The organism is Kitasatospora sp. NPDC057542 (assembly GCF_042801945.1).
Taxonomy (GTDB): Bacteria; Actinomycetota; Actinomycetes; order Streptomycetales; family Streptomycetaceae; genus Kitasatospora.
Genome location: NZ_JBHVFE010000112.1, coordinates 1 through 22,052 on the forward strand (window position 1 = coordinate 1; position 22,052 = coordinate 22,052).

The 22,052-nt window shown below is 73.2% G+C and carries 22 protein-coding genes; 6 read left to right on the plus strand and 16 right to left on the minus strand.

Going from position 1 to position 22,052, the window contains the following annotated elements:
- From ACFU7Y_RS16725 to ACFU7Y_RS16775, 11 genes are all read right to left on the minus strand, one after another.
- Window positions 1-381, minus strand: a 381-nt coding sequence (locus ACFU7Y_RS16725) for a sirohydrochlorin chelatase (RefSeq protein ID WP_380768470.1), incomplete at its 3' end; no start/stop codon positions are given.
- A 10-nt stretch (window positions 382-391) separates the two neighbouring features.
- On the minus strand, window positions 392-1,315 hold the full coding sequence (locus ACFU7Y_RS16730) for an ABC transporter permease (RefSeq protein WP_224282376.1): 924 nt from the start codon (window positions 1,313-1,315) through the stop codon (window positions 392-394).
- Window positions 1,302-2,105 (minus strand): ABC transporter ATP-binding protein, encoded by an 804-nt coding sequence (locus tag ACFU7Y_RS16735; RefSeq protein WP_224282378.1) that lies wholly within the window; start codon window positions 2,103-2,105, stop codon window positions 1,302-1,304. Before ACFU7Y_RS16735 ends, ACFU7Y_RS16730 begins: the two co-directional genes overlap by 14 nt.
- A gap of 175 nt (window positions 2,106-2,280) precedes the next feature.
- Window positions 2,281-3,486 (minus strand): aliphatic sulfonate ABC transporter substrate-binding protein, encoded by a 1,206-nt coding sequence (locus tag ACFU7Y_RS16740; RefSeq protein ID WP_380768472.1) that lies wholly within the window; start codon window positions 3,484-3,486, stop codon window positions 2,281-2,283.
- 195 nt (window positions 3,487-3,681) lie between these two features.
- Window positions 3,682-4,992, minus strand: a complete 1,311-nt coding sequence (locus ACFU7Y_RS16745; RefSeq protein ID WP_380768474.1) for a sulfate adenylyltransferase subunit 1 — start codon at window positions 4,990-4,992, stop codon at window positions 3,682-3,684.
- A complete protein-coding gene (cysD, locus tag ACFU7Y_RS16750) occupies window positions 4,992-5,930 on the minus strand; it encodes a sulfate adenylyltransferase subunit CysD (RefSeq protein ID WP_224282373.1) in 939 nt (312 codons plus the stop codon). Before cysD ends, ACFU7Y_RS16745 begins: the two co-directional genes overlap by 1 nt.
- On the minus strand, window positions 5,927-6,523 hold the full coding sequence (gene cysC, locus ACFU7Y_RS16755; RefSeq protein WP_224282372.1) for an adenylyl-sulfate kinase: 597 nt from the start codon (window positions 6,521-6,523) through the stop codon (window positions 5,927-5,929). The genes cysD and cysC overlap by 4 nt, the downstream gene beginning before the upstream one ends.
- A gap of 42 nt (window positions 6,524-6,565) precedes the next feature.
- Window positions 6,566-7,267 carry a phosphoadenylyl-sulfate reductase gene (locus ACFU7Y_RS16760; protein ID WP_380768477.1) on the minus strand — a complete coding sequence of 234 codons (702 nt, stop codon included), beginning with the start codon at window positions 7,265-7,267 and terminating at the stop codon, window positions 6,566-6,568.
- On the minus strand, window positions 7,248-7,430 hold the full coding sequence (locus ACFU7Y_RS16765) for a hypothetical protein (protein WP_224282370.1): 183 nt from the start codon (window positions 7,428-7,430) through the stop codon (window positions 7,248-7,250). Before ACFU7Y_RS16765 ends, ACFU7Y_RS16760 begins: the two co-directional genes overlap by 20 nt.
- A 37-nt stretch (window positions 7,431-7,467) precedes the next feature.
- Window positions 7,468-9,192, minus strand: a complete 1,725-nt coding sequence (locus tag ACFU7Y_RS16770) for a nitrite/sulfite reductase (protein WP_380768479.1) — start codon at window positions 9,190-9,192, stop codon at window positions 7,468-7,470.
- A 199-nt stretch (window positions 9,193-9,391) separates the two neighbouring features.
- A complete protein-coding gene (locus ACFU7Y_RS16775; RefSeq protein ID WP_310593185.1) occupies window positions 9,392-9,475 on the minus strand; it encodes a putative leader peptide in 84 nt (27 codons plus the stop codon).
- 178 nt (window positions 9,476-9,653) lie between these two features.
- Here ACFU7Y_RS16775 and ACFU7Y_RS16780 point away from each other — a divergent pair, with 178 nt between their 5' ends.
- Window positions 9,654-11,024: a YihY/virulence factor BrkB family protein gene (locus tag ACFU7Y_RS16780; RefSeq protein ID WP_380768481.1), complete on the plus strand. Its 1,371-nt coding sequence runs from the start codon at window positions 9,654-9,656 to the stop codon at window positions 11,022-11,024.
- A 76-nt stretch (window positions 11,025-11,100) separates the two neighbouring features.
- Here ACFU7Y_RS16780 and ACFU7Y_RS16785 read toward each other — a convergent pair whose 3' ends face one another.
- Window positions 11,101-12,750 (minus strand): FtsW/RodA/SpoVE family cell cycle protein, encoded by a 1,650-nt coding sequence (locus tag ACFU7Y_RS16785; protein WP_380768483.1) that lies wholly within the window; start codon window positions 12,748-12,750, stop codon window positions 11,101-11,103.
- Between the two features lie 288 nt (window positions 12,751-13,038).
- On the opposite strand from ACFU7Y_RS16785, the gene ACFU7Y_RS16790 reads away from it, so the two are divergent.
- On the plus strand, window positions 13,039-14,184 hold the full coding sequence (locus tag ACFU7Y_RS16790; protein ID WP_380768485.1) for a cytochrome c oxidase assembly protein: 1,146 nt from the start codon (window positions 13,039-13,041) through the stop codon (window positions 14,182-14,184).
- Between the two features lie 301 nt (window positions 14,185-14,485).
- Window positions 14,486-15,616, plus strand: a complete 1,131-nt coding sequence (gene rsgA, locus ACFU7Y_RS16795) for a ribosome small subunit-dependent GTPase A (protein WP_380768487.1) — start codon at window positions 14,486-14,488, stop codon at window positions 15,614-15,616.
- A gap of 59 nt (window positions 15,617-15,675) precedes the next feature.
- On the opposite strand, the gene ACFU7Y_RS16800 is transcribed toward rsgA, so the two are convergent.
- Window positions 15,676-16,134 carry an ASCH domain-containing protein gene (locus ACFU7Y_RS16800; RefSeq protein ID WP_224282007.1) on the minus strand — a complete coding sequence of 153 codons (459 nt, stop codon included), beginning with the start codon at window positions 16,132-16,134 and terminating at the stop codon, window positions 15,676-15,678.
- A gap of 264 nt (window positions 16,135-16,398) precedes the next feature.
- On the opposite strand from ACFU7Y_RS16800, the gene ACFU7Y_RS16805 reads away from it, so the two are divergent.
- Together ACFU7Y_RS16805 and ACFU7Y_RS16810 are read left to right on the plus strand one after the other, a co-directional pair.
- Window positions 16,399-18,027 (plus strand): DNA-3-methyladenine glycosylase 2 family protein, encoded by a 1,629-nt coding sequence (locus ACFU7Y_RS16805; protein WP_380768489.1) that lies wholly within the window; start codon window positions 16,399-16,401, stop codon window positions 18,025-18,027.
- Window positions 18,024-18,533 (plus strand): methylated-DNA--[protein]-cysteine S-methyltransferase, encoded by a 510-nt coding sequence (locus ACFU7Y_RS16810; RefSeq protein WP_224282009.1) that lies wholly within the window; start codon window positions 18,024-18,026, stop codon window positions 18,531-18,533. Before ACFU7Y_RS16805 ends, ACFU7Y_RS16810 begins: the two co-directional genes overlap by 4 nt.
- A gap of 96 nt (window positions 18,534-18,629) precedes the next feature.
- On the opposite strand, the gene ACFU7Y_RS16815 is transcribed toward ACFU7Y_RS16810, so the two are convergent.
- The gene (locus tag ACFU7Y_RS16815) at window positions 18,630-19,154 is read right to left on the minus strand and encodes a GNAT family N-acetyltransferase (RefSeq protein ID WP_224282010.1); all 525 of its coding nucleotides are present in this window, start codon (window positions 19,152-19,154) and stop codon (window positions 18,630-18,632) included.
- A 44-nt stretch (window positions 19,155-19,198) separates the two neighbouring features.
- Entirely contained in the window at window positions 19,199-19,735 is a 537-nt protein-coding gene (locus ACFU7Y_RS16820) for a MarR family winged helix-turn-helix transcriptional regulator (RefSeq protein ID WP_380768492.1), read from the minus strand.
- Between the two features lie 192 nt (window positions 19,736-19,927).
- Between ACFU7Y_RS16820 and ACFU7Y_RS16825 the strand changes: the two genes are divergently transcribed.
- Window positions 19,928-21,361, plus strand: a complete 1,434-nt coding sequence (locus tag ACFU7Y_RS16825) for an MFS transporter (RefSeq protein ID WP_224282011.1) — start codon at window positions 19,928-19,930, stop codon at window positions 21,359-21,361.
- A gap of 26 nt (window positions 21,362-21,387) precedes the next feature.
- On the opposite strand, the gene pth is transcribed toward ACFU7Y_RS16825, so the two are convergent.
- Entirely contained in the window at window positions 21,388-21,975 is a 588-nt protein-coding gene (gene pth, locus ACFU7Y_RS16830) for an aminoacyl-tRNA hydrolase (protein WP_380768495.1), read from the minus strand.
- Between the last annotated feature and the right edge of the window lie 77 nt (window positions 21,976-22,052).

Sequence of the window (22,052 nt, forward strand, 5' to 3'; positions counted from 1 at the left end):
CGCCAGCACGACGCCGGTACGGGCCCGGACGGCGGGCGAGCCGACCGCGAGGCCGGCCTCGGCGAGGCGGCGGTCCAGGGCGGCGAGCAGCAGGGGAGAGGGCCCGAGCACGTCCGCGACCGGCAGCCGGGACCCGGCGGCGCGCAGCGCGGCCGGGATGTCGTGCTTGGCGTGGAACGCCCGGTTGAGCAGCAGCGGCACGGCCACCGCGTCCGCCGTCCGTCCGACCATCTGCGGGATCCGCGGCGCGCAGTGGTCCAGGTAGGCGGTGGCGACCTCGATGCCCGGCCGCTGTGCCCGCACCTCCTCCACGAGCGCGGCCACCGTCGCGGCGTGGCGCGGGTCGCGGCTGCCGTGGGCGATCAGGAGGAGGGCGGGCATCAGCGGTGCCTCACTTGCCCGCGGCCAGCAGACCGCGGTTGCGCAGCACCCGGCGCTCGACCGGGGTGAACACCAGCAGCTCGATGGCGATGCCGACGAAGAGGATGAGGACGATGCCGAGCAGCACGCCGGACATGTCGGAGAACTCGCGCTGGTCCTCCAGGAAGCGGCCGAGGCCGCGGCCCAGGTCGGGGGAGGAGGCGACGAGTTCGGCGGCCATCAGGGAGCGCCAGGAGAAGGCCCAGCCCTGCTTGAGGCCGGCGAGGTAGCCGGGCAGGGCGGCGGGGATGAGGACGTGGCGGGCGCCGGTGAGGCCGGTGGCGCCGATGGTGCGTCCGGCCCGCAGGAACAGCGGCGGGACCTGGTCGATGCCGGCGACCAGCCCGTTGGCGATGGAGGGGACGGCGCCGAGCAGGATGACGGCGTACATCATCGAGTCGTTGATGCCGAGCCAGATGACGGCGGCGGGCACCCAGGCGACCGAGGGCAGGGACTGCAGGCCCTGCAGGACCGGCCCGATCGCGGTGCGCACCGGCCTGATCCGGGCGACCACCAGCCCGATCGGGGTGCCGATCACCACGGCGAGCAGGAAGCCGGACAGTCCGCGCCAGACGCTGGTCCAGATGATCGAGAACAGCGTGCCCTGGTACCAGAGGTCCTCGGCGGAGCGCCACACGTCCGCTGGGCTGGGCAGCTTGTACGAGGAGGTGACGTGCAGGCTGTAGGCGCCCTGCCAGAGCGCGAGCACCACGAGCACGCCGATCAGCGGCGGCAGTGCCTTGCTGCGCAGTGCCTCGCCGAGCGATCCGCGCTGCGCGGCGACGGTGTCCAGGGCGTCCAGGCCCGCACCCACGTCGGCGGTGTCGCTCGTGCCCTGTGCGTCGTTCTTGTCCACGTTCTTGTCCAGGACGGGGGTGGTGTCAGTGCTGGCCATGGCGACGGATCTCCCCACGCAGTTCTTCGGTGATCTCGATGGACAGGTCGGCGACGCCGGAGGATTCGATGCGGCGCGGCTGCGGCAGGTCGATCCGCCACTCACGGGCGACCCGGCCGGGGCGGGAGGAGAGCAGGACGACCCGCTGGGCGAGGCGGACGGCCTCGCGGACGTTGTGGGTGACGAAGAGGACGGTCAGCTGCCGCTCGGCCCAGATCCGGGTGATCTCGTCGTGCAGGACGTCCCGGGTGATGGCGTCGAGGGCGGCGAACGGCTCGTCCATCAGCAGCACCTGGCTGCCCTGGGCGAGGGCGCGGGCCATCGCCACGCGCTGGCGCATGCCGCCGGACAGCTCGTGCACCCGCTTGCCGTACGCGCCGTTCAGGCGGACGAGTTCGAGGAGGCGCTCGGCCTCGGTGCGGCGTTCGGGGCGCGGGACGCCGGCCAGCTTGAGGGCGAGCTCGATGTTCTTCCCGGCGGTGAGCCAGGGGAACAGGGCGTGCTCCTGGAACATCAGCGCGGGGCGGCCGCCGGGCACCTCGATGCCGCCGGCGGTGGGCTCGTCGAGGCCGGCGACCAGGTTGAGCAGGGTGGACTTGCCGCAGCCCGAGGCACCGAGCAGGGTGACGAACTCGCCGGGGGCGACATCGAGGGTGATGTCGTCCAGGACGTGGGTCCGGGCGCCGGGGCGACCGAAGGACTTGTGCACGTGCGAGATCCGGACGGCGGGCGCGCCGCCGCGGGCGTCGGCGCCGGGGGCGTCCGCCGAGGTGGTCAGTGCCGGGGTCATCCGGGCACCTCCTGCGTGAGTGGTCATGGGCCCCTCCTCGCCCGCTGGTGGGCGAGGAGGGAGAGGTCAGGGCCGTGGCCCGGGCCCCGCCCGCCTCGGTGGGCATCGATCGGGGATCGACCGGGCGGGCGGGGGCCGGACCGCGGAGTCGGGCCGAACAGCGGTGCTGCGGGCGCTACTTGGCGCCGAGTCCGGCGTCCGCGACGGCGGGCCGGCCCTGGGCGGCGAGGACCTTGTTCAGCAGGGTGAGGTCGTAGATGCCGTTCAGGTTGGCCCCCGCGCCGGCGGCACTGGATCGAGGCAGCTTGAGGAGCCCGGCGGTGACGGCGTGGTCGGCCTCGGCCTGGAGGGTGTCCGCCAGCGGGTCGTCCAGGAAGTCGATGTCGGCCCAGGCCGGGTCGAGGACGGCGGGCTCCAGGGAGTTGCCGGCCTCCTTCCTGATCGCCTCGTTGGCGTCGGCCTTGGCCTTGTCGGGGTCGGCCTTGATGAAGGCGTTGGTCTTCACCGAGCCGCGCAGCACGGCCTCCACCACGTCCGGGTGCTCCTTGAGGAACTTCTGCGAGACGATGATGTTGGTGATGACGAACTTCTTGTCGGGCCAGACGTCCTTCTCGTTGAGCAGGACCTTCGCGCCGAGCGTGACCAGCTTGGAGGCGGTGGGCTCGGGCACCCAGGCGCCGTCGACGGAGCCGGACTTGTAGGCGTCGGGGGTGACCTTGTTGTCGGTGCGGACCACCGAGACGTCACCGGCGCCGGAGGCCGCGTCGACCTTGTAGCCCTTGCCCGCGAGGTAGTTGAGCAGGGCGACGTCCTGGGTGTTGCCGAGCTGCGGGGTGGCGATCTTCTTGCCCCTGAGGTCGTCCAGGGAGGCGATCTTGTCCGGGTTGACGACCAGCTTGACGCCGCCGGAGGCCGAACCGCCGATGATCTTCAGGGACTTGCCGTCGGACTTGGTGTAGCCGTTGATCGCGGGGGAGGGGCCGATCCAGCCGATGTCGATCGATCCGGCGTTCAGCGCCTCGATCTCGGCGGGGCCCGCGTTGAAGACCTGGGTCCTGACCTGGGTGGAGCCGAGCTCCTTCTGGAATATGCCTTCCTGGAGGCCGACCAGCGGGGTGCCGTGGGTCAGGTTGGCGAAGTAGCCGATCTTCACCGTGTCCGCGGACAGCTTCGCGCCGGAATCCCCGGCGGCGGCCGCGGCGTTGGGCTTGGCGTCGGAGGACTTGTCGTCGGACTTGGAGCCGTACCCGCAGGCGGAGAGCAGCGCCACCGCGGTCAGACCGGCCGCGGCGGCAGCGGCGGAGCGTCTGATCCGTCCGGCGTCGGGGCGGACGGGCCTATGCGCGGACGAGCCGTGCGGAAGTACCGGGAGAGATGCCATGGTGAAGTCCAGTTCGTTGACGGACCGTCAGGAGTCGGTCTCGGGGACATGGCGGCCGCCCGTCGGGTCGGCCGGGGATCGCAACTCAGCGCTGCCGGCCCGCACATCGGGTCAGGCCGCCCTGGCCGCTGCCGAGGACGCCGCTGCCGATGCGGCCGCCTTCCTTGTCCATGCCCGAGAACGCCTCGTGGGGCATCAGACCCAGTCCTCCTCGTCGGGTGCGTCGGTGGTGCGTACGGTTTCGAAGGCCTCGCCCGCCATCCCGGCGGTGAGGGTGGTGCCGTCGGCCGGGTCGATCAGCAGGAACGATCCGGTGCGGCGGTTGTCGGTGTAGCTGTCGAGCGCCAGCGGTTCGGCGGTGCGCAGGACGACGTGGCCGATGTCGTTGACGTTCAGCCCCTCGGCGCCGGAACGCTGTTCGAGCGTGTCGATGTCGATCCGGTAGGAGATCTCCTTGACCAGCGCGCGCACGGTGCGGGTGGTGTGCTTGAGGAGGACCTTGTCGCCGGCGCGCAGGGGCCGTTCGTTGAGGTGGCTGACGGTGGCCTCGATGTCCTTGGTGGGGACGGGGGCGGGGCCGGCGGCGATGAGGTCGCCGCGGGAGATGTCGATGTCGTCGGCGAGGCGGACGGTCACCGACTGCGGGGCCCAGGCGATGTCGCTCTCGCGGCCGAGCGCGTCGATCCCGGCCACCGTGGTGGTGTGCCCGGAGGGCAGGACGGTGACGGCGTCGCCGACGCGCAGGACGCCGGAGGCCAGCTGGCCGGCGTAGCCGCGGTAGTCGGGGTGTTCCTCGGTCTGGGGGCGGATCACGTACTGGACCGGGAAGCGGGCCGGCTCGGCGCTGGGGTCGCTGCCGACCGGCACCGTCTCCAGGTGCTCCAGCAGGGTCGGGCCGCCGTACCAGTCCATGTGGGCGGACGGCTCGACCACGTTGTCCCCGGCCAGTGCGGAGATCGGGACGGCGAGGACGTCCTTGACGCCCAGTGAGGCCGCGTAGGCGGTGAACTCGGCGGCGATGGCGGCGAAGACCGGCTCCGTGTACTCGACCAGGTCCATCTTGTTGACGGCCAGCACGACGTGCGGCACCCGCAGCAGCGCGGCGACGGCGGCGTGCCGGCGGGTCTGCTCGACCACGCCGTTGCGGGCGTCGACCAGCACCACGGCGAGTTCGGCGGTGGAGGCGCCGGTGACCATGTTGCGGGTGTACTGAACGTGGCCGGGGGTGTCGGCGAGGATGAACCGCCTGCGGGGGGTGGCGAAGTAGCGGTAGGCGACGTCGATGGTGATGCCCTGCTCGCGTTCGGCACGCAGGCCGTCGGTGAGCAGTGCGAGGTCGGGCGCCTCCTGGCCGCGGCCCAGGGAGACGCGCTCGACGGCCTCCAACTGGTCGGCGAGGACGGACTTGGAGTCGTGCAGGAGGCGGCCGACGAGCGTGGACTTGCCGTCGTCGACGGAGCCGGCGGTGGCGAAGCGCAGCAGCGAGGTGGCGGTTGCAGTGGTCATTAGAAGTATCCCTCGCGCTTGCGGTCTTCCATCGCGGCCTCGGAGAGCTTGTCGTCGGCGCGGGTGGCGCCGCGTTCGGTGAGGCGGCTGGCGGCGATCTCGGCGATGACGGCCTGGATGGTGGTGGCGTCGGAGTCGACCGCGCCGGTGCAGGACATGTCGCCCACCGTGCGGTAGCGGATCAGCCGGCGCTCGACCGGTTCGTGGTCCTTCGGGCCGCCCCACTCGCCGGCGGTCAGCCACATGCCGCCGCGGGCGAAGACGTCCCGCTCGTGGGCGTAGTAGATCTCCGGCAGCTCGATGTTCTCGCGCTCGATGTACTGCCACACGTCGAGTTCGGTCCAGTTGGACAGCGGGAAGACGCGCACGTGCTCGCCGACCGCGTGCCGGCCGTTGTAGAGGGACCACAGCTCGGGGCGCTGGCGGCGGGGGTCCCAGGCGCCGAACTCGTCGCGCAGGGAGAAGACGCGCTCCTTGGCGCGGGCCTTCTCCTCGTCGCGGCGGCCGCCGCCGAAGACCGCGTCGAAACGGTTCGACTCGATGGCGTCCAGCAGCGGCACGGTCTGCAGCGGGTTGCGGGTGCCGTCCGGGCGCTCGCGCAGCACGCCGCGGTCGATGAAGTCCTGGACGTGGGCGACGTGCAGGCGCAGGTTGTGCTGCGCCACCACGCGGTCGCGGTAGGCGATGACCTCGGGGAAGTTGTGCCCGGTGTCGACGTGCAGCAGGGAGAAGGGGATGGCCGCGGGGTGGAAGGCCTTGAGGGCCAGGTGCAGCATGACGATGGAGTCCTTGCCGCCGGAGAAGAGGATCACCGGGCGCTCGAACTCCCCCGCGACCTCGCGGAAGATGTGCACCGACTCGGCCTCCAGCGCGTCCAGGTGGGACAGCGCGAAGGGGTTGTCGTCGGTGCGGACGGGACTGTCGGTCGCGGTGGTCATGCCAGGCCCCTATCGCTCAGGAAGGCGTGCAGTTCGGCGGCGGATTCGGCCACCTCGCGGCCCTGCGTCCGGAGGCGCAGCTCCGGGTTCTCCGGTACCTCGTACGGGTCGTCGACGCCGGTCAGCCCGGAGATCTCGCCGGCGGCCTGCTTCGCGTACAGGCCCTTGACGTCGCGCTCCGCGCACAGCTCGACCGGGGTCGCGACGTGCACCTCCAGGAACACGGTGCCGTTGGCGCCGTGGCGCTCGCGCACGGCGGCGCGGGAGTCGGCGAACGGGGCGATCACCGGGGCCAGCACCTTCACGCCGTTGGCGGCGAGCTTCTCGGCGACGAAGCCGATCCGTGTGACGTTGGTGTGGCGGTCCTCGCGGGAGAAGCCGAGACCCTTGGAGAGGAACTCGCGGATCTCGTCGCCGTCGAGGACCTCGACCTTGTGGCCCTCGGCGCGCAGCCGTTCGGCGAGGGCGAAGGCGAGGGTGGTCTTGCCCGCGCTGGGGAGCCCGGTCAGCCACACGGTGGCGCCGCGCTCGCAGGGGGCGGCCGCGCGGGCCGCCTCTGCGGCTCCGTCGGCGGCCGGGGTGTGAGCTGTCACGGTGTCTTCCTTACGCAGTAGTCGACGGTCGTCGACGGACGGTCAGAGATGGATGCCGCACTCGGTCTTGCCGGAGCCGGACCAGCGGCCGGCCCGGGCGTCCTCGCCCTCGGCGGGCTTGCGGGTGCAGGACAGCGGGGAGCAGCCGATCGAGGTGTAGCCCTCCCACAGCAGCGGGTTGAGCAGCACCCCGTTGGCGGCGACGTAGGCGTCCACGTCCTCCTGGGTCCACCGGGCGATCGGGGCGATCCTGACCTTCCGGCGCTTCGGGTCCCAGGACACCACCGGGGTGTTCGCCCGGGTCGGCGACTCGTCGCGGCGCAGCCCGGTCGCCCAGGCGTCGTAGGCGGCCAGGCCGCGGTTGAGCGGCTCGACCTTGCGCAGCGAGCAGCACAGGTCCGGGTCGCGGTCGTGCAGGTCGGGCCCGTGCTCGGCGTCCTGCTCGGCCACGGTCTTCAGCGGGGTGAGCGTGATGACGTTGACCGGCATGGTCGCGGCCACCGCGTCCCGCGTCCCGATGGTCTCGGCGAAGTGGTAGCCGGTGTCCAGGAACACCACGTCCACGCCGGGGAGCACCGAGGAGGCGAGGTGGGCGACGACCGCGTCCTCCATCGAGGAGGTGACGCAGAACCGCTTCCCGAAGGTGTCGGCGGCCCACTTCAGGACCTCCTGCGGGGTCGCCTCCTCCAGCTCGCGGCCGGCCCGGACGGCTGTCGCCTCGTAGTCAGTCGCGGTGCTGCTCATGTGACGTACCCCCGTGGTCGGTCGGTGACAGTAGGCCGAGGAACTTCAACCCGAAGGCGCGGCGGCATCCGTGGCACTCCCAGGCGCCGTGCCCGGCCTCCGAGGGGCGCAGGTCCTCGTCCCCGCAGTACGGGCAGAAGAAAGGGGCGGCACGCTCACTCATCGCCCACCTCGCCGCGCTCGGCGCTCGCCACGCCCACTCACGAGAGCTGCTCCTCGGTCGCCCGGGCCGCCCACTGGGCGAAGCGCTCGCCCTCGGTGCGGTCGGCCTGGTAGCGGGTCAGCACGCGCTCGACGTAGTCGGGCAGGCCCGCGCTGGTGACCTTGAGGCCGCGGACCTTGCGGCCGAAGCCGGCCTCCAGGCCGAGCGCGCCGCCGAGGTGCACCTGGTAGCCCTCGACCTGGTTGCCGTGCTCGTCGGTGACCAGCTGGCCCTTGAGGCCGATGTCGGCGACCTGGATGCGGGCGCAGGCGTTCGGGCAGCCGTTGATGTTGATGGTCAGCGGCTCGGCGAAGTCCGGCAGGCGCTGCTCCAGCTCGTCGATGAGCGTGCGGCCGCGCTCCTTGGTCTCGACGATGGCGAGCTTGCAGTACTCGATGCCGGTGCAGGCCATGGTGCCGCGGCGGAACGGCGACGGGGTGACCCGCAGGTCGAGCTCCTCCAGGCCGGCCACCACGGAGTCGACGTGCTCCTCGGCGACGTCGAGGATGAGCATCTTCTGCTCGGCGGTGGTGCGCACCCGGTCGCTGCCGTGGGCGGCGGCGAGGTCGGCGATGCGGCCGAGCAGCTTGCCGTCGACCCGGCCGACGCGCGGCGCGAAGCCGATGTAGAACCGGCCGTCCTTCTGGCGGTGGACGCCGACGTGGTCGCGCCAGCGGGCGGCGGGTTCGGCCGGGGCGGGACCGTCGACCAGCCGGTACGTGAGGTACTCCTCCTCCAGCACCCGGCGGAACTTCTCCACGCCCCAGTCGGCGACCAGGAACTTCAGCCGGGCGCGGTTGCGCAGGCGCCGGTAGCCGTAGTCGCGGAAGATGCCGATGACGCCGCCGAAGACGTCCGGCACCTGGTCCAGCGGGACCCACGCGCCCAGCCGCACGCCCAGCTTGGGGTTGGTGGACAGGCCGCCGCCGACCCACAGGTCGAAGCCGGGGCCGTGCTCGGGGTGGACCACGCCGACGAAGGAGACGTCGTTGATCTCGTGTGCGACGTCCAGCAGCGGGGAGCCGGAGACCGCGCTCTTGAACTTGCGCGGCAGGTTGGAGAAGTCCGGGTTGCCGATGAAGCGGCGCTGGATCTCCTCGATGGCGGGGGTGCCGTCGATGATCTCGTCCTCGGCGATGCCGGCCACCGGGGAGCCGAGGATGACGCGCGGGGTGTCGCCGCAGGCCTCGGTGGTGGACAGGCCGACGGCCTCCAGCTTCCGCCAGATCGCGGGGACGTCCTCGATCCGGATCCAGTGGTACTGGATGTTCTGGCGGTCGGTCAGGTCGGCGGTGCCGCGGGCGTACTGCTCGGAGACCTCGGCGATCGCCCGCAGCTGGGGGACGGTCAGCCGGCCGCCGTCGATGCGCACGCGGAGCATGAAGAACTCGGCGTCCAGCTCGTGCGGGTCCAGGATCGCGGTCTTGCCGCCGTCGATGCCCTCCTTGCGCTGGGTGTAGAGCCCCCACCAGCGCATCCGGCCGCGCAGGTCGGCCGGGTCGATCGAGTCGAAGCCCCGGTGCGCGTAGATCGTCTCAATACGTGTCCGCACATTGAGACCGTCGTCGTCCTTCTTGAACTGCTCGTTGGCGTTCAGGGGGGTGTAGTGGCCCATGCCCCACTGCCCCTCGCCGCGGTGGCGGGTCACCTTGCGGGCCGCCGCGGGGCGGCGCTCGGCGGCGCGGTCGGCCGTGGGCTCGACGGTCTCGGGAGAGGTGGCCATGCTGAAGTCCTTCTGGGCAGGTGGCGCTGGCGCCGAATGGGTCGCGGGGCGTGCTCGGCCGTACGGTGCTGCTCTGACCTGCGGATTTCTCAAGGCCTTGAGGGCAGTGACCAGGGCCGGGCGGGCGCCTGCGCATCCGCTTCGGCGGGGACGGCGGGAAGGGCGGCGCCGGGTGCGGTGGTGCGGCGGAGGTGCGGGCTCAGGTCACCGGACAGATGGCGCTGGACACGCGAAGGAGATCGACGTGGAGTCGACCTACCAGGGTGGTTCCGGCGCTGGGCATGGCAAGAGATTCGCACGGCGCGGGACTCGCGGTCCACTAACATCCGGATACTGGACGCTGATGTTTCGTCATGTGGGACATCTGGATGTTCCCGCCGCTCCCCGCCCGGGCGTCCGGCCACGCGCCCGTACCCGGGGGAGATCAACCGCGCGGGCCCCGGCCCGATACGGTTGGCCCTGTGCAAGCAGCAGGCGATACGAGCAGACCGAACGCCGAGCGGCCCTCCCGGCGCCGGGGCAAGGGCTCCCGGCGCGCGGCCAAACAGGCCACCTGGCGCCACACGGCGTGGGAGCTGGTGAAGGACACCACCAACACCTGCGTCGAGTACCGGGTCACCGGGCTCGCCGCGGAGGCGGCCTTCTTCACCCTGCTGTCGATCCCACCGCTGCTGCTCGGCCTGGCCGGCACCCTCGGCTACCTCGACGAGTTCGTCGGTGCGGGCACCATCGCCGGGCTCAAGAAGAGCATCCTCTCGGCCTCCGGGACGGTGCTGTCGGACTCCTCCGTCAACGAGGTCGTGGTCCCGCTGCTGGACGGGGTGTTCGACCGTACCCGGCCCGACCTCGTCTCGATCGGCTTCCTGCTGTCCCTGTGGTCAGGCTCCCGGGCGCTCTACATCTTCATCGACACCATCACCGTCATGTACGGGCTCGACGGCAAGCGGGGCATCGTCAAGACCCGGCTGATGTCGCTCAGCCTCTACTTCGGCGCGCTGGTGATCGGCTCGCTGGTGCTGCCGCTGCTGATGGTCGGGCCGGGGCTGCTGGAGAACGCGGTGCCGGCGGTGTCCGGGCTGGTCGGCGCCCTCTACTGGCCGGTCGCGATCGTGCTGCTGACCGTCTCGCTGACCACCCTCTACCACCTGGCCGTCCCCGTCTCGACCCCGTGGCGCGAGGACATCCCCGGCGCCCTGGTCGCCCTGGTGGTGCTGGTCTTCTGCAGCGTCGGCCTGCGGGTCTACCTGGTCAGCTCGGTCGAGGGCCCCTCGGTGTACGGCTCGCTGGCGGCGCCGGTGGCCGTCCTGCTGTGGATCTTCGTGGTGGCGCTCGCGGTGCTCATCGGCGCCGCGATGAACGCCGCGATAGACCGCCGCTGGCCAACGCTGGAGACCGCCGACGCGCGCGCGGAGAACGAGCGCGCCCACGAGGAGGCGGCCGCGGCCGTGGTCCGCGAGGTCGCCGCCCGGCGGGCCGTCGAACGGGCCCGGCGCGCCCGCGAACTCGGGCTCGCCGAGGGCGTCGAGGAGGAGTGGGGAGAGGACGAGGGCGAGGACGCCGACGTCCCCTCCGAGTACCCGGAGCGGTGGGCCGACGTGCTGGCCGCCGACAACGTGCGCGGCCGGCTCACCACCCGCGGCGGGCCGCACCACCGGCCCGCCCCGCCGCCGCCGGACAGCGACCGGCCGGCCGGGCCGCCGCCGGGGGCCGGGCCGGGACCGCAGTCGGGACCTGTGGCGGGGCCGGTGCCCGGGCCGCCGCCGGGCCCGCCCGGGCAGCAGGTGCCGGGGTACCCGCCCCGGCCGCCCCGGCCGCCGTGGGAACAGCGGTAGCGGGGCGGACGGCAGGAAACGGACAGGGCCCCTCCCGCGGGTGCGGGGGAGGCCCTGTTGCGTCGGTGGTGGCAGGTCAGGTGGCGGCCGGGTCCGGCGGGTGGCCGTACGCGGGGCGCAGTTGGGTCGGGGCGGAGGGGGCGGCCGCGCCGGGGGCGACGGGGGCGACGGGGGCCGGGTTCGGTGGGTTCGGGTCCGCCAGGTTCGGGTCCGCTAGGTTCGGGGCTGACGGGTTCGGGGCTGACGGGTCGTACGGCCCGTACGGGGCGTACGGGCCGGCCGTGGACGGATCGGCCTGCCCCGGCCGTTCGACCGGGCCGGCCTGGGCCGGGAGCGGCTCGGGGGAGGGCTGGACCGGGTCCAGGGCGGTGCGCCCGGAGGAGTCGCTCAGCTTGATCAGCAGTGCCACCATGAGCCAGTTCGCCAGCAGCGACGAACCGCCGGCGGCCAGGAACGGCAGCGCCTTGCCGGTCAGCGGGACCAGCCCGCTCACCCCGCCGACCACGACGAACACCTGGAGCGCCAGCGCCGCCGACAGACCGGTGGCCAGCAGCTTGCCGAACGGGTCGGTCAGGCCGATCGCGGTGCGCAGGCCGCGCTGGATCAGCAGCACGTAGACCAGCAGGATCGCGGTCACCCCGGCCAGGCCCAGCTCCTCGCCGATGGTGGTGAAGATGAAGTCGCTGCGCCCGGCGAAGCCGATCAGCCAGGGCCGTCCCGAGCCCAGGCCGGTCCCGGTCAGGTGTCCGGTGCCCAGGCTGAACAGGGCCTCGGCGGGCTGCTCGGAGATCGCCTTGTCGTGCACCGGCTTGTAGTAGTCGAGCGGGTGCAGCCAGGCCTCGACCCGGCCGTGCACGTGGGGCTCCACGGTGCCGACCACCGCCGCGCCGCCGACCGCCATCAGCAGGCCGAGCACCACCCAGCTGGTGCGCTCGGTCGCCACGTACAGCATCACGATGAAGACGCCGAAGAAGATGAGCGAGGTGCCCAGGTCGCGTTCGAAGATCAGCACCAGCAGGCTGACCACCCAGATCGCCAGCACCGGGCCGGCGTGCCGCCCGCGCGGCAGGGTCAGCCCCCAGACCTTCCGCCCGGCCAGCGCCAGGGCGTCCCGGGAGGCCATCAGGTACCCCGCGAAGAAGATCGTGATCGCGACCTTCACGAACTCGTCCGGCTCGAAGGAGAGCCCGAACAGCCGGATCCAGCGCTTGGCGCCGAAGCTGTCGCCCGGGGAGAGCACCGGCGCGGCCAGCAGGATCAGCGCACCCGCCATCAGCAGGTAGACGTAGCGCTGGAAGAAACGGTGGTGCTTGACGAGGACGATCAGCGCGAGCGCCACCGCCACCGAGATGAACACCCACATCAGCTGGGAGGGCGCGGCCGGGATCTTCTGGTAGTCGCCCTTGGCGGTGTGCGCGGCCTTGTAGCTGAAGTCCAGCCGGTCCAGCAGCACCAGCCCGAAGCCGGTCAGGAAGGCGCCCAGCGGCAGGATCAGCGGATCGGCGTACGGGGCGAACCGGCGCACCGCCAGGTGGGCCGCCCCGGCCAGCGCGCCCAGCGACAGACCGTGCACCAGCAGCCCGGGCGGCATCCTGCCGGTGAGTGCCAGGCCGGCGTCGACGTGTCCGGCCAGGCAGACGGCCACCGCCAGGGCCAGCAGGCCCAGTTCGATGTTGCGGTGGCGCGCCGCGAGCCGCCGGCCGTCGCCGCGTGCAGTGGTTCGCACCTCTTGTCATCCCCTTGTCGACCACGTGGCGGGTGTCGCCGACGGTGCATCCTGCCAGACGTTTGTGTCTTCGCCGCGGTTGCGAGAGGGAGGGGGAGGAGGGCAGAACTTTGCCTGGGCAAAGCTTTGTTGGGGCCCGGTAAAGCTTTGTTCAGGGCCGGGTATAGAGGTGGGCCCCGGGCGCGGCGGGGCCGTCGCGCAGGGACATCATGGCCGGGCGCCGGGGCGTCCCGGCGGCGGGGCTCCCGACCGGTGGGGACCGCCGGAACGAGCGAGGTGAGCGGGCGGATGGACGCAGCGGTGGACGGCGTGGTGGGCGGCCCCGCCTCGGTGCTCGCCTACAGCGGGCCGCCGCCGTGGCAGTGGTCCGACCTGGCGACCTCCTGGACGGCCGAACCGCTGGTGCTCGTGCTGTCGGTGCTGCTCGGCGCCTGGTACCTGGCGGCGGTGCGCGGCGTCAACCGGGCGGCCCGGGAGCGGGCCGGGGGCGGTGGCGGGCAGCCGGGGGTCGGGTCCGGTGGGAGGCGGCCGGGGAGCGGGTCCGGCGGAGGGCGCTGGCAGCCCACCCGGACCGCCGCGTTCCTCGGCGGGCTGCTGCTGTGGATCTGGTGCACCTGCTCCGGCCTCGGCGTGTACGAGCGGATCCTCTTCACCGACCGGGCCGTGCAGGTCGTGCTGCTGCTGATGGTCGTGCCGCTGCTGCTCGCGCTCGGCGCGCCGGTCTCGCTGCTGGTCGAGGCGGCGCCGGCGGCCCGGCGGGAGCGTGTCCTGCGGGCGCTGCGCAGCCGTCCGTCCAAGGTGCTGATGTTCCCGGCGGTCTCCACCGCGCTGCTGATGGCACCGCCGTGGCTGCTCTACTTCACGCCCTGGTACGAGTGGTCGGTGTCCAGCGGGCTCGGGAACGTGGTGCTGCACCTGGCCCTGGTGCTGCTGGGCCTCGCCTACTTCTGGCCCCGGTTGCAGCTCGACCCGGTCGGGCACGAGTACCCGCACCTGGTCGGGCTGTTCATCACCTTCGCCGAGGTGATCTTCGACGCGGGGCTCGGGATCGTGCTGATCTACGGTGGGCACCTGGTCGCCGAGCACTACTACCTGGCGCTCGGCCGGCCGTGGGGGCCGAGCCTGGCGCAGGACCAGACCTGGGGCGGCAACGCCTTCTGGGTGCTGGGGGACCTGGTCGGGCTGCCGTTCCTGGCCGCGCTGGTGCGGCGGATGGTGGTGCAGGGGCGGGAGGAGACCGAGGCGGTGGACGCCGAGCTGGACGCCCGCTTCGCGGCGGCGGCCGCGCAGGCCCGGGCGGCGGGGCGGCCGGAGGAAGAGGAGACCGGGATGCGGCCGTGGTGGCTGGACGACCCGAACCTCAAGCACCGGTTCGGGGGTCAGCCGGACGTCGAACGTCAAGCTGGGGCGCGCCGTGGCCGGGTGGCCGAGTGACCGTTTACGGCGGGCCAATTGTGCTCCGTCAAAGCCTTCCTGGCGACCTCTGCGCCGCATTTCCGCAGGTCAAAAACAGGTTGGCCAGGATTCTCCGGTCCGCTAGCGTGTGACACGTCCGGTTCGGGGGCCATGGGGCCGCCCGAGGAGTAGAGAGCAGGAGGTGAACCCCCGTGGTCGTTGTCGCCCCAATAGCTGCCCAGGGCAGCACTCGCGTTCACCTCCTTTTCCCGGCCGCCGGCTGAGCCCTTCGCGCCAGCCGTAGCCCGCCGGGACAATCTCCTCCCGAAGGGCCACTGCGTTGTTCAACGCTGCCTCCGTTCCGTTGTTCTCCTCTTCCTCCTCTTCGTTCTCCGCTGAGGCCTCCGCGCTGACCGGCTACGGCTGGACGGCCGAGCTCGCGGAGCTGTTCACCCCGCTCGGCGAGGCCGGGCTGCTCCCGGCCCGGATCGTCCGGGTCGACCGCGGCCAGTGCGACGCCGTGATCGCCGACCCGGAGACGGGCGAGCCGCGCACCGTCCGGTTCGACACCCGGCCGGTGGGCGACGCCGACATGATCAACTGCCCGTGCACGGGGGACTGGGCGGCGGTCGACCTGTACGCCCAGCCGATGGCCTCCGTGGCCGCGCTGCTGCCGCGCTCCACCGCGATCATCCGCAAGGTGGCCGGCAAGCGTTCCGACGGCCAGGTGCTGGCCGCCAACGTCGACACCGTGCTGATCGCCTCCTCCCTCGCGACCGATCCCGACCTCGGGCGGATCGAGCGCTTCCTCGCCCTGGCCTGGGAGTCCGGCGCCGACCCGCTGGTCGTCCTCACCAAGGCCGACCTGGTCGACGACGCCGACTTCATCCGGGCCGACGTCGAGGCTGTCGCTCCCGGGGTCACGGTGCTGGTGGTGAGCGCCGAGACCGGCGAGGGCATGGACGTGCTCCGCGCCTGCACCCCCGGCACCACCGCGGTGATCGGCCAGTCCGGCGTCGGCAAGTCCACGCTCACCAACGCGCTGGCCGGCTCCGAGGCGATGGCCGTCCAGGAGGCCCGCGCGGTCGACCAGAAGGGCCGCCACACCACGACCACCCGCGAGCTGATCCCGCTGCCCGGCGGGGGCGTGCTGATCGACACCCCCGGGCTGCGCGAGGTCGGCCTCTACGGTGGCGAGGGCGTGGACCTGGCCTTCGCCGACATAGCCGAGCTGGCCGAGGAGTGCCGCTTCCACGACTGCAGCCACCACACCGAGCCCGGCTGCGCGGTGCAGGAGGCCCTGGCCGACGGCACCCTGCCGCAGCGCCGGATGGACAGCTACCTCAAGCTCCAGCGCGAGAGCGAGTGGATCGCCTCGCGTTCGGACGCCCGGGTGGCCAAGGCGCGGCTGAAGAAGTGGAAGACGATCAGCAAGTCGATGCGAGCCGCGGGAGGTCCGGTGAAGCGCTGAGCCCAGGCACCGGCTGCCGTGCAACGGCCGCCGACCGGCCTCCGCCGGGCCCGCCCGGCTCAGCGGAGGTCGGCCACCAGGCGGAAGCGTTGCAGGACCACCGGAGTGCTGTCGTCCACGGTGAAACCCGGGTCATCGAGGGCGTCGAGCATCTCCGGGCTGCTCCAGAACCGCTCGTGCGCCGTACGCCACTCGGCCACGCCGGTGCACCCCTCACCCTCGTCCAGGGCGTGCTGGAGGTCGACCTCCGCGAGCGGGACCACCCGGACGTCCGTGGTCTCGATCACGGCGACCCTGCGGCCGTGCGAGTCGAGCACCGCGGAGCGCTCACCGGCCAGCGGCAGGGGCTCGCCCTCGTGCTCGTAGCAGGCGACCAGGGCGGTGGTGCTGGTCTTGGCGCCGTCGAGGATCGCGGCGACCAGCTGGTCCCGCAGGGGGCCGGGGAACGCGAACTCGACCGGGGGCAGGGCGAGGACACACGGGTCGTCCGGGCCGGTGCAGGACGGCTGATCACTCATGCGGCGAGGGTAGCGGCGGGGCGGCCGGTGGGGTCGCGAATTTCCGGCCCGGGGCCCGGTGGGTGCCTATGGGGTGCTCGCGGGCGCGGGCGCGGGCGCGGGTCGGGCTCCGGGGGCTCAGAGGCTCGACAGACGCGTGGTCCGGTGGGCTCGATGGGCTCGCGGCCCGGTGGCCCGGTGGGCCAAGGGCCGATGGGCCATGAGGTGAGGTGGTGGGTGGGCGGCGGGGGAGGGGGAGGGCCCCCGAAGCAGCGATCAACGGCGATGTCCGATTCCCGCCAGTCACCCCCCGCCCAGTGCCCCAAACTGGACAGCGTGATCGACGACGACATCCGGTACCGAGCCGTGGACAGCCGCGACTCCCGCTTCGACGGGGTCTTCTTCACGGCGGTCACCTCCACCGGCATCTACTGCCGTCCGAGCTGCCCCGCCGTGACTCCCAAGCGCGTCAACTGCGTCTTCTACCCCAGCGCCGCGGCCGCCCAGGGGGCCGGCTTCCGCGCCTGCCGCCGCTGCCGCCCCGACTCCGTTCCGGGCTCGCCCGAGTGGAACCACCGTGCCGACCTGGTCGGCCGGGCGATGCGCCTGATCGGCGACGGTGTGGTGGACCGCGAGGGCGTCGCCGGGCTGGCCGGCCGCCTCGGCTACAGCGCCCGCCAACTACAGCGCCAGTTGACCGCCGAGCTGGGCGCCGGCCCGATCGCGCTGGCCCGCGCCCGCCGCGCGCAGACCGCCCGGCTGCTCCTCCAGACCACCGAACTGCCCGTCACCGACATCGCGTTCGCGGCCGGCTTCGCCTCCGTCCGCCAGTTCAACGACACCGTGCGCGAGGTCTACGACCGCACCCCCAGCGGCCTGCGCTCCGAAGTCTCCGCCGGCCGCCGCACCGCGACCCCGGCCGGCGGCCTCACCCTGCGCCTCGCCTACCGCGGCGCGCTCGACAGCGAGCACCTGATCGACTTCCTCGCCCTGCGTGCCGTCCCCGGCGTGGAGGAGGTCGTCTCCGGTGCGCGCCCCGGTGTGCGCGTGTACCGTCGAACCCTCGCGCTCCCGTACGGTCACGGCATCGCCGAGGTCGACGGCCTGGCGCCGGGCGAGCCGCCCACCCGCGGCTGGCTCGACTGCCGTCTCCTGCTCGCCGACCTCCGCGACCTGCCGACCGCCGTCCAGCGCCTGCGCATCCTCTTCGACCTGGACGCCGACCCGCTCGCGGTCGACGAGCAGCTCGGCGCCGACCCGCTGCTCGGCCCGCTGGTCCGCGAGCGCCCCGGCCTGCGCTCGCCCGGCCACGTGGACCCGCACGAGCTGGCCGTCCGCGCCGTCCTCGGCCAGCAGATCAGCGTCGCCGCCGCCCGTACCCTGGCGGGACGGCTCGCCGAGAAGTACGGCACCGCGCTGCCCGAGCCCAGTGGGGGCCTGCGCCTGCTCTTCCCGACCGCGGCGGCCCTGGCCACCGCCGATCCGGAGGACTTCGCGATGCCCGCCGCCCGCCGCCGCGCGCTCACCGGCCTGTGCGCCGCGCTCGCCGAGGGCGTGGTCCGGCTCGACAGCGGAGCCGACCGGGAGGAGTCCGCGGCCGCCCTGCTGGACCTGCCCGGCATCGGCCCCTGGACGGTCGGCTATCTGCGGATGCGGGCCCTGGCCGACCCCGATGTCTTCCTTCCGAGTGACGTGGGCGTCAAGCACGGCCTGCTCCGTCTGGGCGCCGCAGGCGACCCGAAGTCCGCCGCCCGCGCCGCCGAGGCCTGGGCCCCGTGGCGCTCGTACGCCGTCCACCGGCTGTGGGCCGGCCCCGCGAGCACCGGAACCGGCATCGACACCGGCATCAGCAGCGGCAGCACCGGAAGCACCAGCAACACCAGCAGCACCGGAACGGAGAACGAACGAGCATGAGCACCACCGTCTACACCACCATGGAGAGCCCCTTCGGCCGGCTGCTGCTCAGCGGGGTGCTGCCCGAGGGCGGCGGACCGGCCGCGCTGGCCACCGTCACCGCGCCCGGCCAGAAGTACGCACTGGCCGAGCCCGCCGACGAGTGGGTGCCGGACCCGGAGGCGCTCGCCGAGCCGGTGGCCCAGCTGACCGCCTACTTCGCCGGCAAGCGCACCGGCTTCGATCTGCCGCTCGCGCCCGAGGGCACCGAGTTCCGCCGCAGGATCTGGGCCGCGCTGGACGAGATCCCGTACGGCACGACCGTCACCTACGGCCGACTCGCCGAGCTGGCCGGGCAGGAGCCGCGCATGGTCCGGGCGGTCGGCGGCGCGGTCGGCGCCAACCCGCTGCTGATCGTCCGCCCCTGCCACCGGGTGCTCGGCGCGGGCGGCGCGCTCACCGGCTTCGCCGCCGGCGTGGACCGCAAGCGCTGGCTGCTGGACCTGGAGAGCGGCACCCTGTTCTGATCGCCGGGGCCCCGCGGCCGCTCACCCCGTGCCCACCCGGCCCCCGGACGCCCACCTTCGGAGTGCCCGACGCCCGGCCGGTCACCCCCTGGGCGGTCAAGCGCCGGACGTTCGACTCCGCAGGTCCACCCGCCAGTTGTTGCTGCGCATGAACCGCCCGGGCGGGAACTCGAAGTCCGTCTCGCCGAGCAGCGCGAACCCCGCCTTCGCACAGACCGCGTTGGAGGCGGGGTTGTCCACCGAGGGGAAGGCGTGCAGGTGGGGGTGCGCGGCCTCGCGGCGGGCGGCCGCGACCGCCGCACGGGTGGCGGCGACGGCGATGCCCCGGCCCTGGAATCCGGGCAGCACGTTCCACCCCATCTCGTGGACGGTCCGCCCCTCCCAGGTCCGGGTGCCGTAGCCGACCGTCCCGACCGCCGCGCCCTCGGGCAGCAGCACGATCCGGTACATGCAGCCGAGCCCGGACGGGACGAAGTCCAGATAGCGTCGGTGCCGTACGAGCAGCTGCTCCTCGCTCTCCGGCCCGCCGACGTGCTTCTTCATCTCCGGCGTGTTGACCTGGCGCAGCAGCGCGAGGTCGTCGTCCGTCCAGGGCTCGATCCGTACCTCTGCGGTGGTCATGCCGGGGACGGTAATGCCGGGCGGGCCCCGGCGACCAGTGGTTTTCAGCCGGCTGTGGACGCCTGCGCAGGCCCCTGGTCGGTCCCCTGCTCGGGCCCCGGCTGGGCGAGGGCGCGGGCGAGCTGTTCCAGTGCCGGCAGGGCGTCGACGACCGCCGCGCGGTCGGCCGGGTCGAGGGTGGCGAGCGCGGTGGCGATCCGGCGCTCGTGGGCGTGCTGCCAGTCGTCCAGCTGCCGCCGGCCGGCCGGGGTGAGGGCGATCCGGGCGGTGCGGCGGTCGCCGGGGTCGGCCTGGCGGTCCACGAAGCCGGCGTCGAGCAGCTTTCCGACCAGCCCGCTGACGGTGTTGGGCGCGAGCCGCTGTCGCGCGGCCAGCTCGCCGACTCGCAGCGGTGCGGCGGCCAGCGTCTGGAGGAGTTCGACCTGCGCCATCGGCAGGGACTCCCACGGGTAGTCGGTGCGGATGCTGCTGCGCAGCGCGCGGCGCAGTCGGGTGACGGTGTCGGTCAGCCGCCGGGCGTGCTCGACCGCCGGGTCGGGGCTTGCGGTGGCGGGGTCGGGAACGTGTGGTGACGACGGCATGGCGGACAGCGTATCGCCTGGTACGGGGCGGTTCGGCGGCCGGTTCGGGGCCCGGGGCCGCGCTGTGTTGCGGCTCTGTTGCGGGCCTCGCGGCAGGTGTCCGTCCGGCACCGTCCGTACCGTGGGACGCATCCTGTCGCAGAGCGATCAGCTCGTAGAAGGAACATGTCTGTATCCGATATATTCGGGGGCATGAACGCCACCGCCCTCGCCTCGCGGCTGCTCACCGAGCGGCCCCGGCCGCGCGGCGTAGCCGGCTGGCGCCACGCCCACTGGCTGGCCGTCGGCACGGTCTGCCTCGGAGCCTTCCTCGGCCAGCTCGACGCCAGCGTCATCGCCCTGGTCTTCCCCGCCCTCGGCCGCCACTTCGACGAGGGCTTCGCCGCCGTCGAGTGGGTCGCCCTCGCCTACCTGCTGGTCCTGGTCGCCCTGCTGGCCCCGATCGGCTGGCTGTCCGACCTGGTCGGCCGCAAGACGATGTACATCGGCGGCTTCGCGGTCTTCGGCCTCTCCTCGCTCGGCGCCGGATTCGCCGGCAGCCTCTGGGCCCTGGTCGGCTGCCGCGCCGTCCAGGCGGTCGGCGCCGCGATGATGCAGGCCAACAGCGTCGCCCTGGTCGCACGCGGCGTCCCGGAGCACGCGATGCGGCGCGCGCTCGGCATCCAGGCCTCCGCCCAGGGCCTCGGCCTGGCGCTCGGGCCCAGCCTCGGCGGGCTGCTGGTCGAACACGCCTCGTGGCGCTGGGTGTTCTGGGTCAACGTGCCGATCGCGGTGTTCGGCATCCTGGCCGGCTGGTACCTGCTGCCCCGCACCCGGACGGCGGGCGCTCCGGTCGCGGTACTGGGCCCCCACCGGACCGGGTCCCGCGAGGACGCCCGCTTCGACCTGCCCGGCATGCTGCTGCTCACCGGGGCGACCACCACCCTGCTGCTCGCCCTGTCCACCGCCTCCGGGCTGCCCCTGCCCGGCTGGGCGGTGGCCGTCCTGCTGCTCGCCTCCGCCGCCCTGACCCTGGCGCTGGTGCGCCAGGAACGGAGGGCGGCCCGGCCGATCCTGGCACCCGGACTGGTCAACACACCGGGCGTGCGCTCCGGCTTGGTGGTGGCGCTGATCGGCTACCTGCTGCTCTTCTGCCCGCTGGTGCTGGGCCCGGTGCTGCTCACCGGCGCAGGCGCGTCGACGGCCCACGCGGGCCTGGTGGTCACCCTGCTGCCCGCCGCGTTCGCGTTCGCCGCGACGGTCGGCGCCGGGTTGCTGCCCCGGGGCTGGTCGGACGTGACCAGGTGCCGCTTCGGTGCGCTGCTCGCGGCCGGCGGACTGCTGCTGTTCGCCCTGCTGCCGGCCTCGGACGTGGCGGCGGCCCCGCTGTTGACCGCCGGGTACGGGCTGGGACTGCTGCTGCCCGCCAACAACGCGCTGGTGATGCGGGCGATACCGACGCAGTGCTCGGCGGTCGGCGGCGGCATGGTGAACATGGCGCGCAGCCTCGGCACGGCGCTCGGCATGGCGCTGTCCGTCCTCGGCGTCCACCTGGCGGGCGCCGAGTCCGGTGGGCGGACGGTGCTGTTCGTCCTCGCCGCCGTGGCGGCGGCCGCCGCCCTGCTCACCCGGCCCGTCCGGGCCTGAGCTCCACGGGCCTCCTCGGCCCCCGGCTAGGCGTCCGTGCGGGCGTTGAGGGCGTCCTGGGCGCGGTTCAGGCCGCGCCGCACCAGTGTCTCCAGGGCGTCCGCGCAGCGGTCCAACTCGTCGGGCATGGCGGCCAGTTCCTGCTCCGAGAACTTCTTCAGCACGAAGTCCCCGACGCTCTGGCCCTTCGGCGGTCGTCCGATGCCGAACCGCAGCCGGACGAAGTCCCGGGTGCCGAGCACCTCGCCCACCGAGCGCACCCCGTTGTGGCCGCCGGGGCCGCCGCCGCGCTTGAGCCGGGCGGAGCCGAACGCGAAGTCCAGGTCGTCCTGCACCACCACCAGCCGCTCGACCGGGACGCCGTGGCGGCGCAGCAGTGCGGCCACCGGGCGTCCGGACAGGTTGATGGACCACAGCGGCTTGGCCAGCAGCACCCGGTGACCGTCGACGGCGATCTCGGCCACCAGGGTGGCGATCCCGCGCCGGCGGAACCGGGCGCCGTGCCGTTCGGCCAGCCGGTCCACGGCCAGGAAGCCCGCGTTGTGCCGGGTGAGCCGGAACCACGGGCCGGGGTTGCCCAGTCCGGCGATCAGCCAGGGGGCGTCGGGGGTCATACGGGGTTCTCCGGAGGGGTGGGGAAGGAAGGGCGGACGGCCGGGGCGCGGCGGGACGGCACGGGACCGTCCCCGCC

Coding starts and splice junctions, on each gene's coding strand:
- ACFU7Y_RS16730 (WP_224282376.1), bottom strand. CDS start 1,315: ATGGCCAGCACTGACACCACCCCCGTCCTGGACAAGAACGTGGACAAG.
- ACFU7Y_RS16735 (WP_224282378.1), bottom strand. CDS start 2,105: ATGACCCCGGCACTGACCACCTCGGCGGACGCCCCCGGCGCCGACGCC.
- ACFU7Y_RS16740 (WP_380768472.1), bottom strand. CDS start 3,486: ATGGCATCTCTCCCGGTACTTCCGCACGGCTCGTCCGCGCATAGGCCC.
- ACFU7Y_RS16745 (WP_380768474.1), bottom strand. CDS start 4,992: ATGACCACTGCAACCGCCACCTCGCTGCTGCGCTTCGCCACCGCCGGC.
- cysD (WP_224282373.1), bottom strand. CDS start 5,930: ATGACCACCGCGACCGACAGTCCCGTCCGCACCGACGACAACCCCTTC.
- ACFU7Y_RS16760 (WP_380768477.1), bottom strand. CDS start 7,267: ATGAGCAGCACCGCGACTGACTACGAGGCGACAGCCGTCCGGGCCGGC.
- ACFU7Y_RS16765 (WP_224282370.1), bottom strand. CDS start 7,430: ATGAGTGAGCGTGCCGCCCCTTTCTTCTGCCCGTACTGCGGGGACGAG.
- ACFU7Y_RS16770 (WP_380768479.1), bottom strand. CDS start 9,192: ATGGCCACCTCTCCCGAGACCGTCGAGCCCACGGCCGACCGCGCCGCC.
- ACFU7Y_RS16775 (WP_310593185.1), bottom strand. CDS start 9,475: ATGCCCAGCGCCGGAACCACCCTGGTAGGTCGACTCCACGTCGATCTC.
- ACFU7Y_RS16790 (WP_380768485.1), top strand. CDS start 13,039: ATGGACGCAGCGGTGGACGGCGTGGTGGGCGGCCCCGCCTCGGTGCTC.
- ACFU7Y_RS16800 (WP_224282007.1), bottom strand. CDS start 16,134: ATGAGTGATCAGCCGTCCTGCACCGGCCCGGACGACCCGTGTGTCCTC.
- ACFU7Y_RS16805 (WP_380768489.1), top strand. CDS start 16,399: ATGTCCGATTCCCGCCAGTCACCCCCCGCCCAGTGCCCCAAACTGGAC.
- ACFU7Y_RS16810 (WP_224282009.1), top strand. CDS start 18,024: ATGAGCACCACCGTCTACACCACCATGGAGAGCCCCTTCGGCCGGCTG.
- ACFU7Y_RS16815 (WP_224282010.1), bottom strand. CDS start 19,154: ATGACCACCGCAGAGGTACGGATCGAGCCCTGGACGGACGACGACCTC.
- ACFU7Y_RS16820 (WP_380768492.1), bottom strand. CDS start 19,735: ATGCCGTCGTCACCACACGTTCCCGACCCCGCCACCGCAAGCCCCGAC.
- ACFU7Y_RS16825 (WP_224282011.1), top strand. CDS start 19,928: ATGAACGCCACCGCCCTCGCCTCGCGGCTGCTCACCGAGCGGCCCCGG.
- pth (WP_380768495.1), bottom strand. CDS start 21,975: ATGACCCCCGACGCCCCCTGGCTGATCGCCGGACTGGGCAACCCCGGC.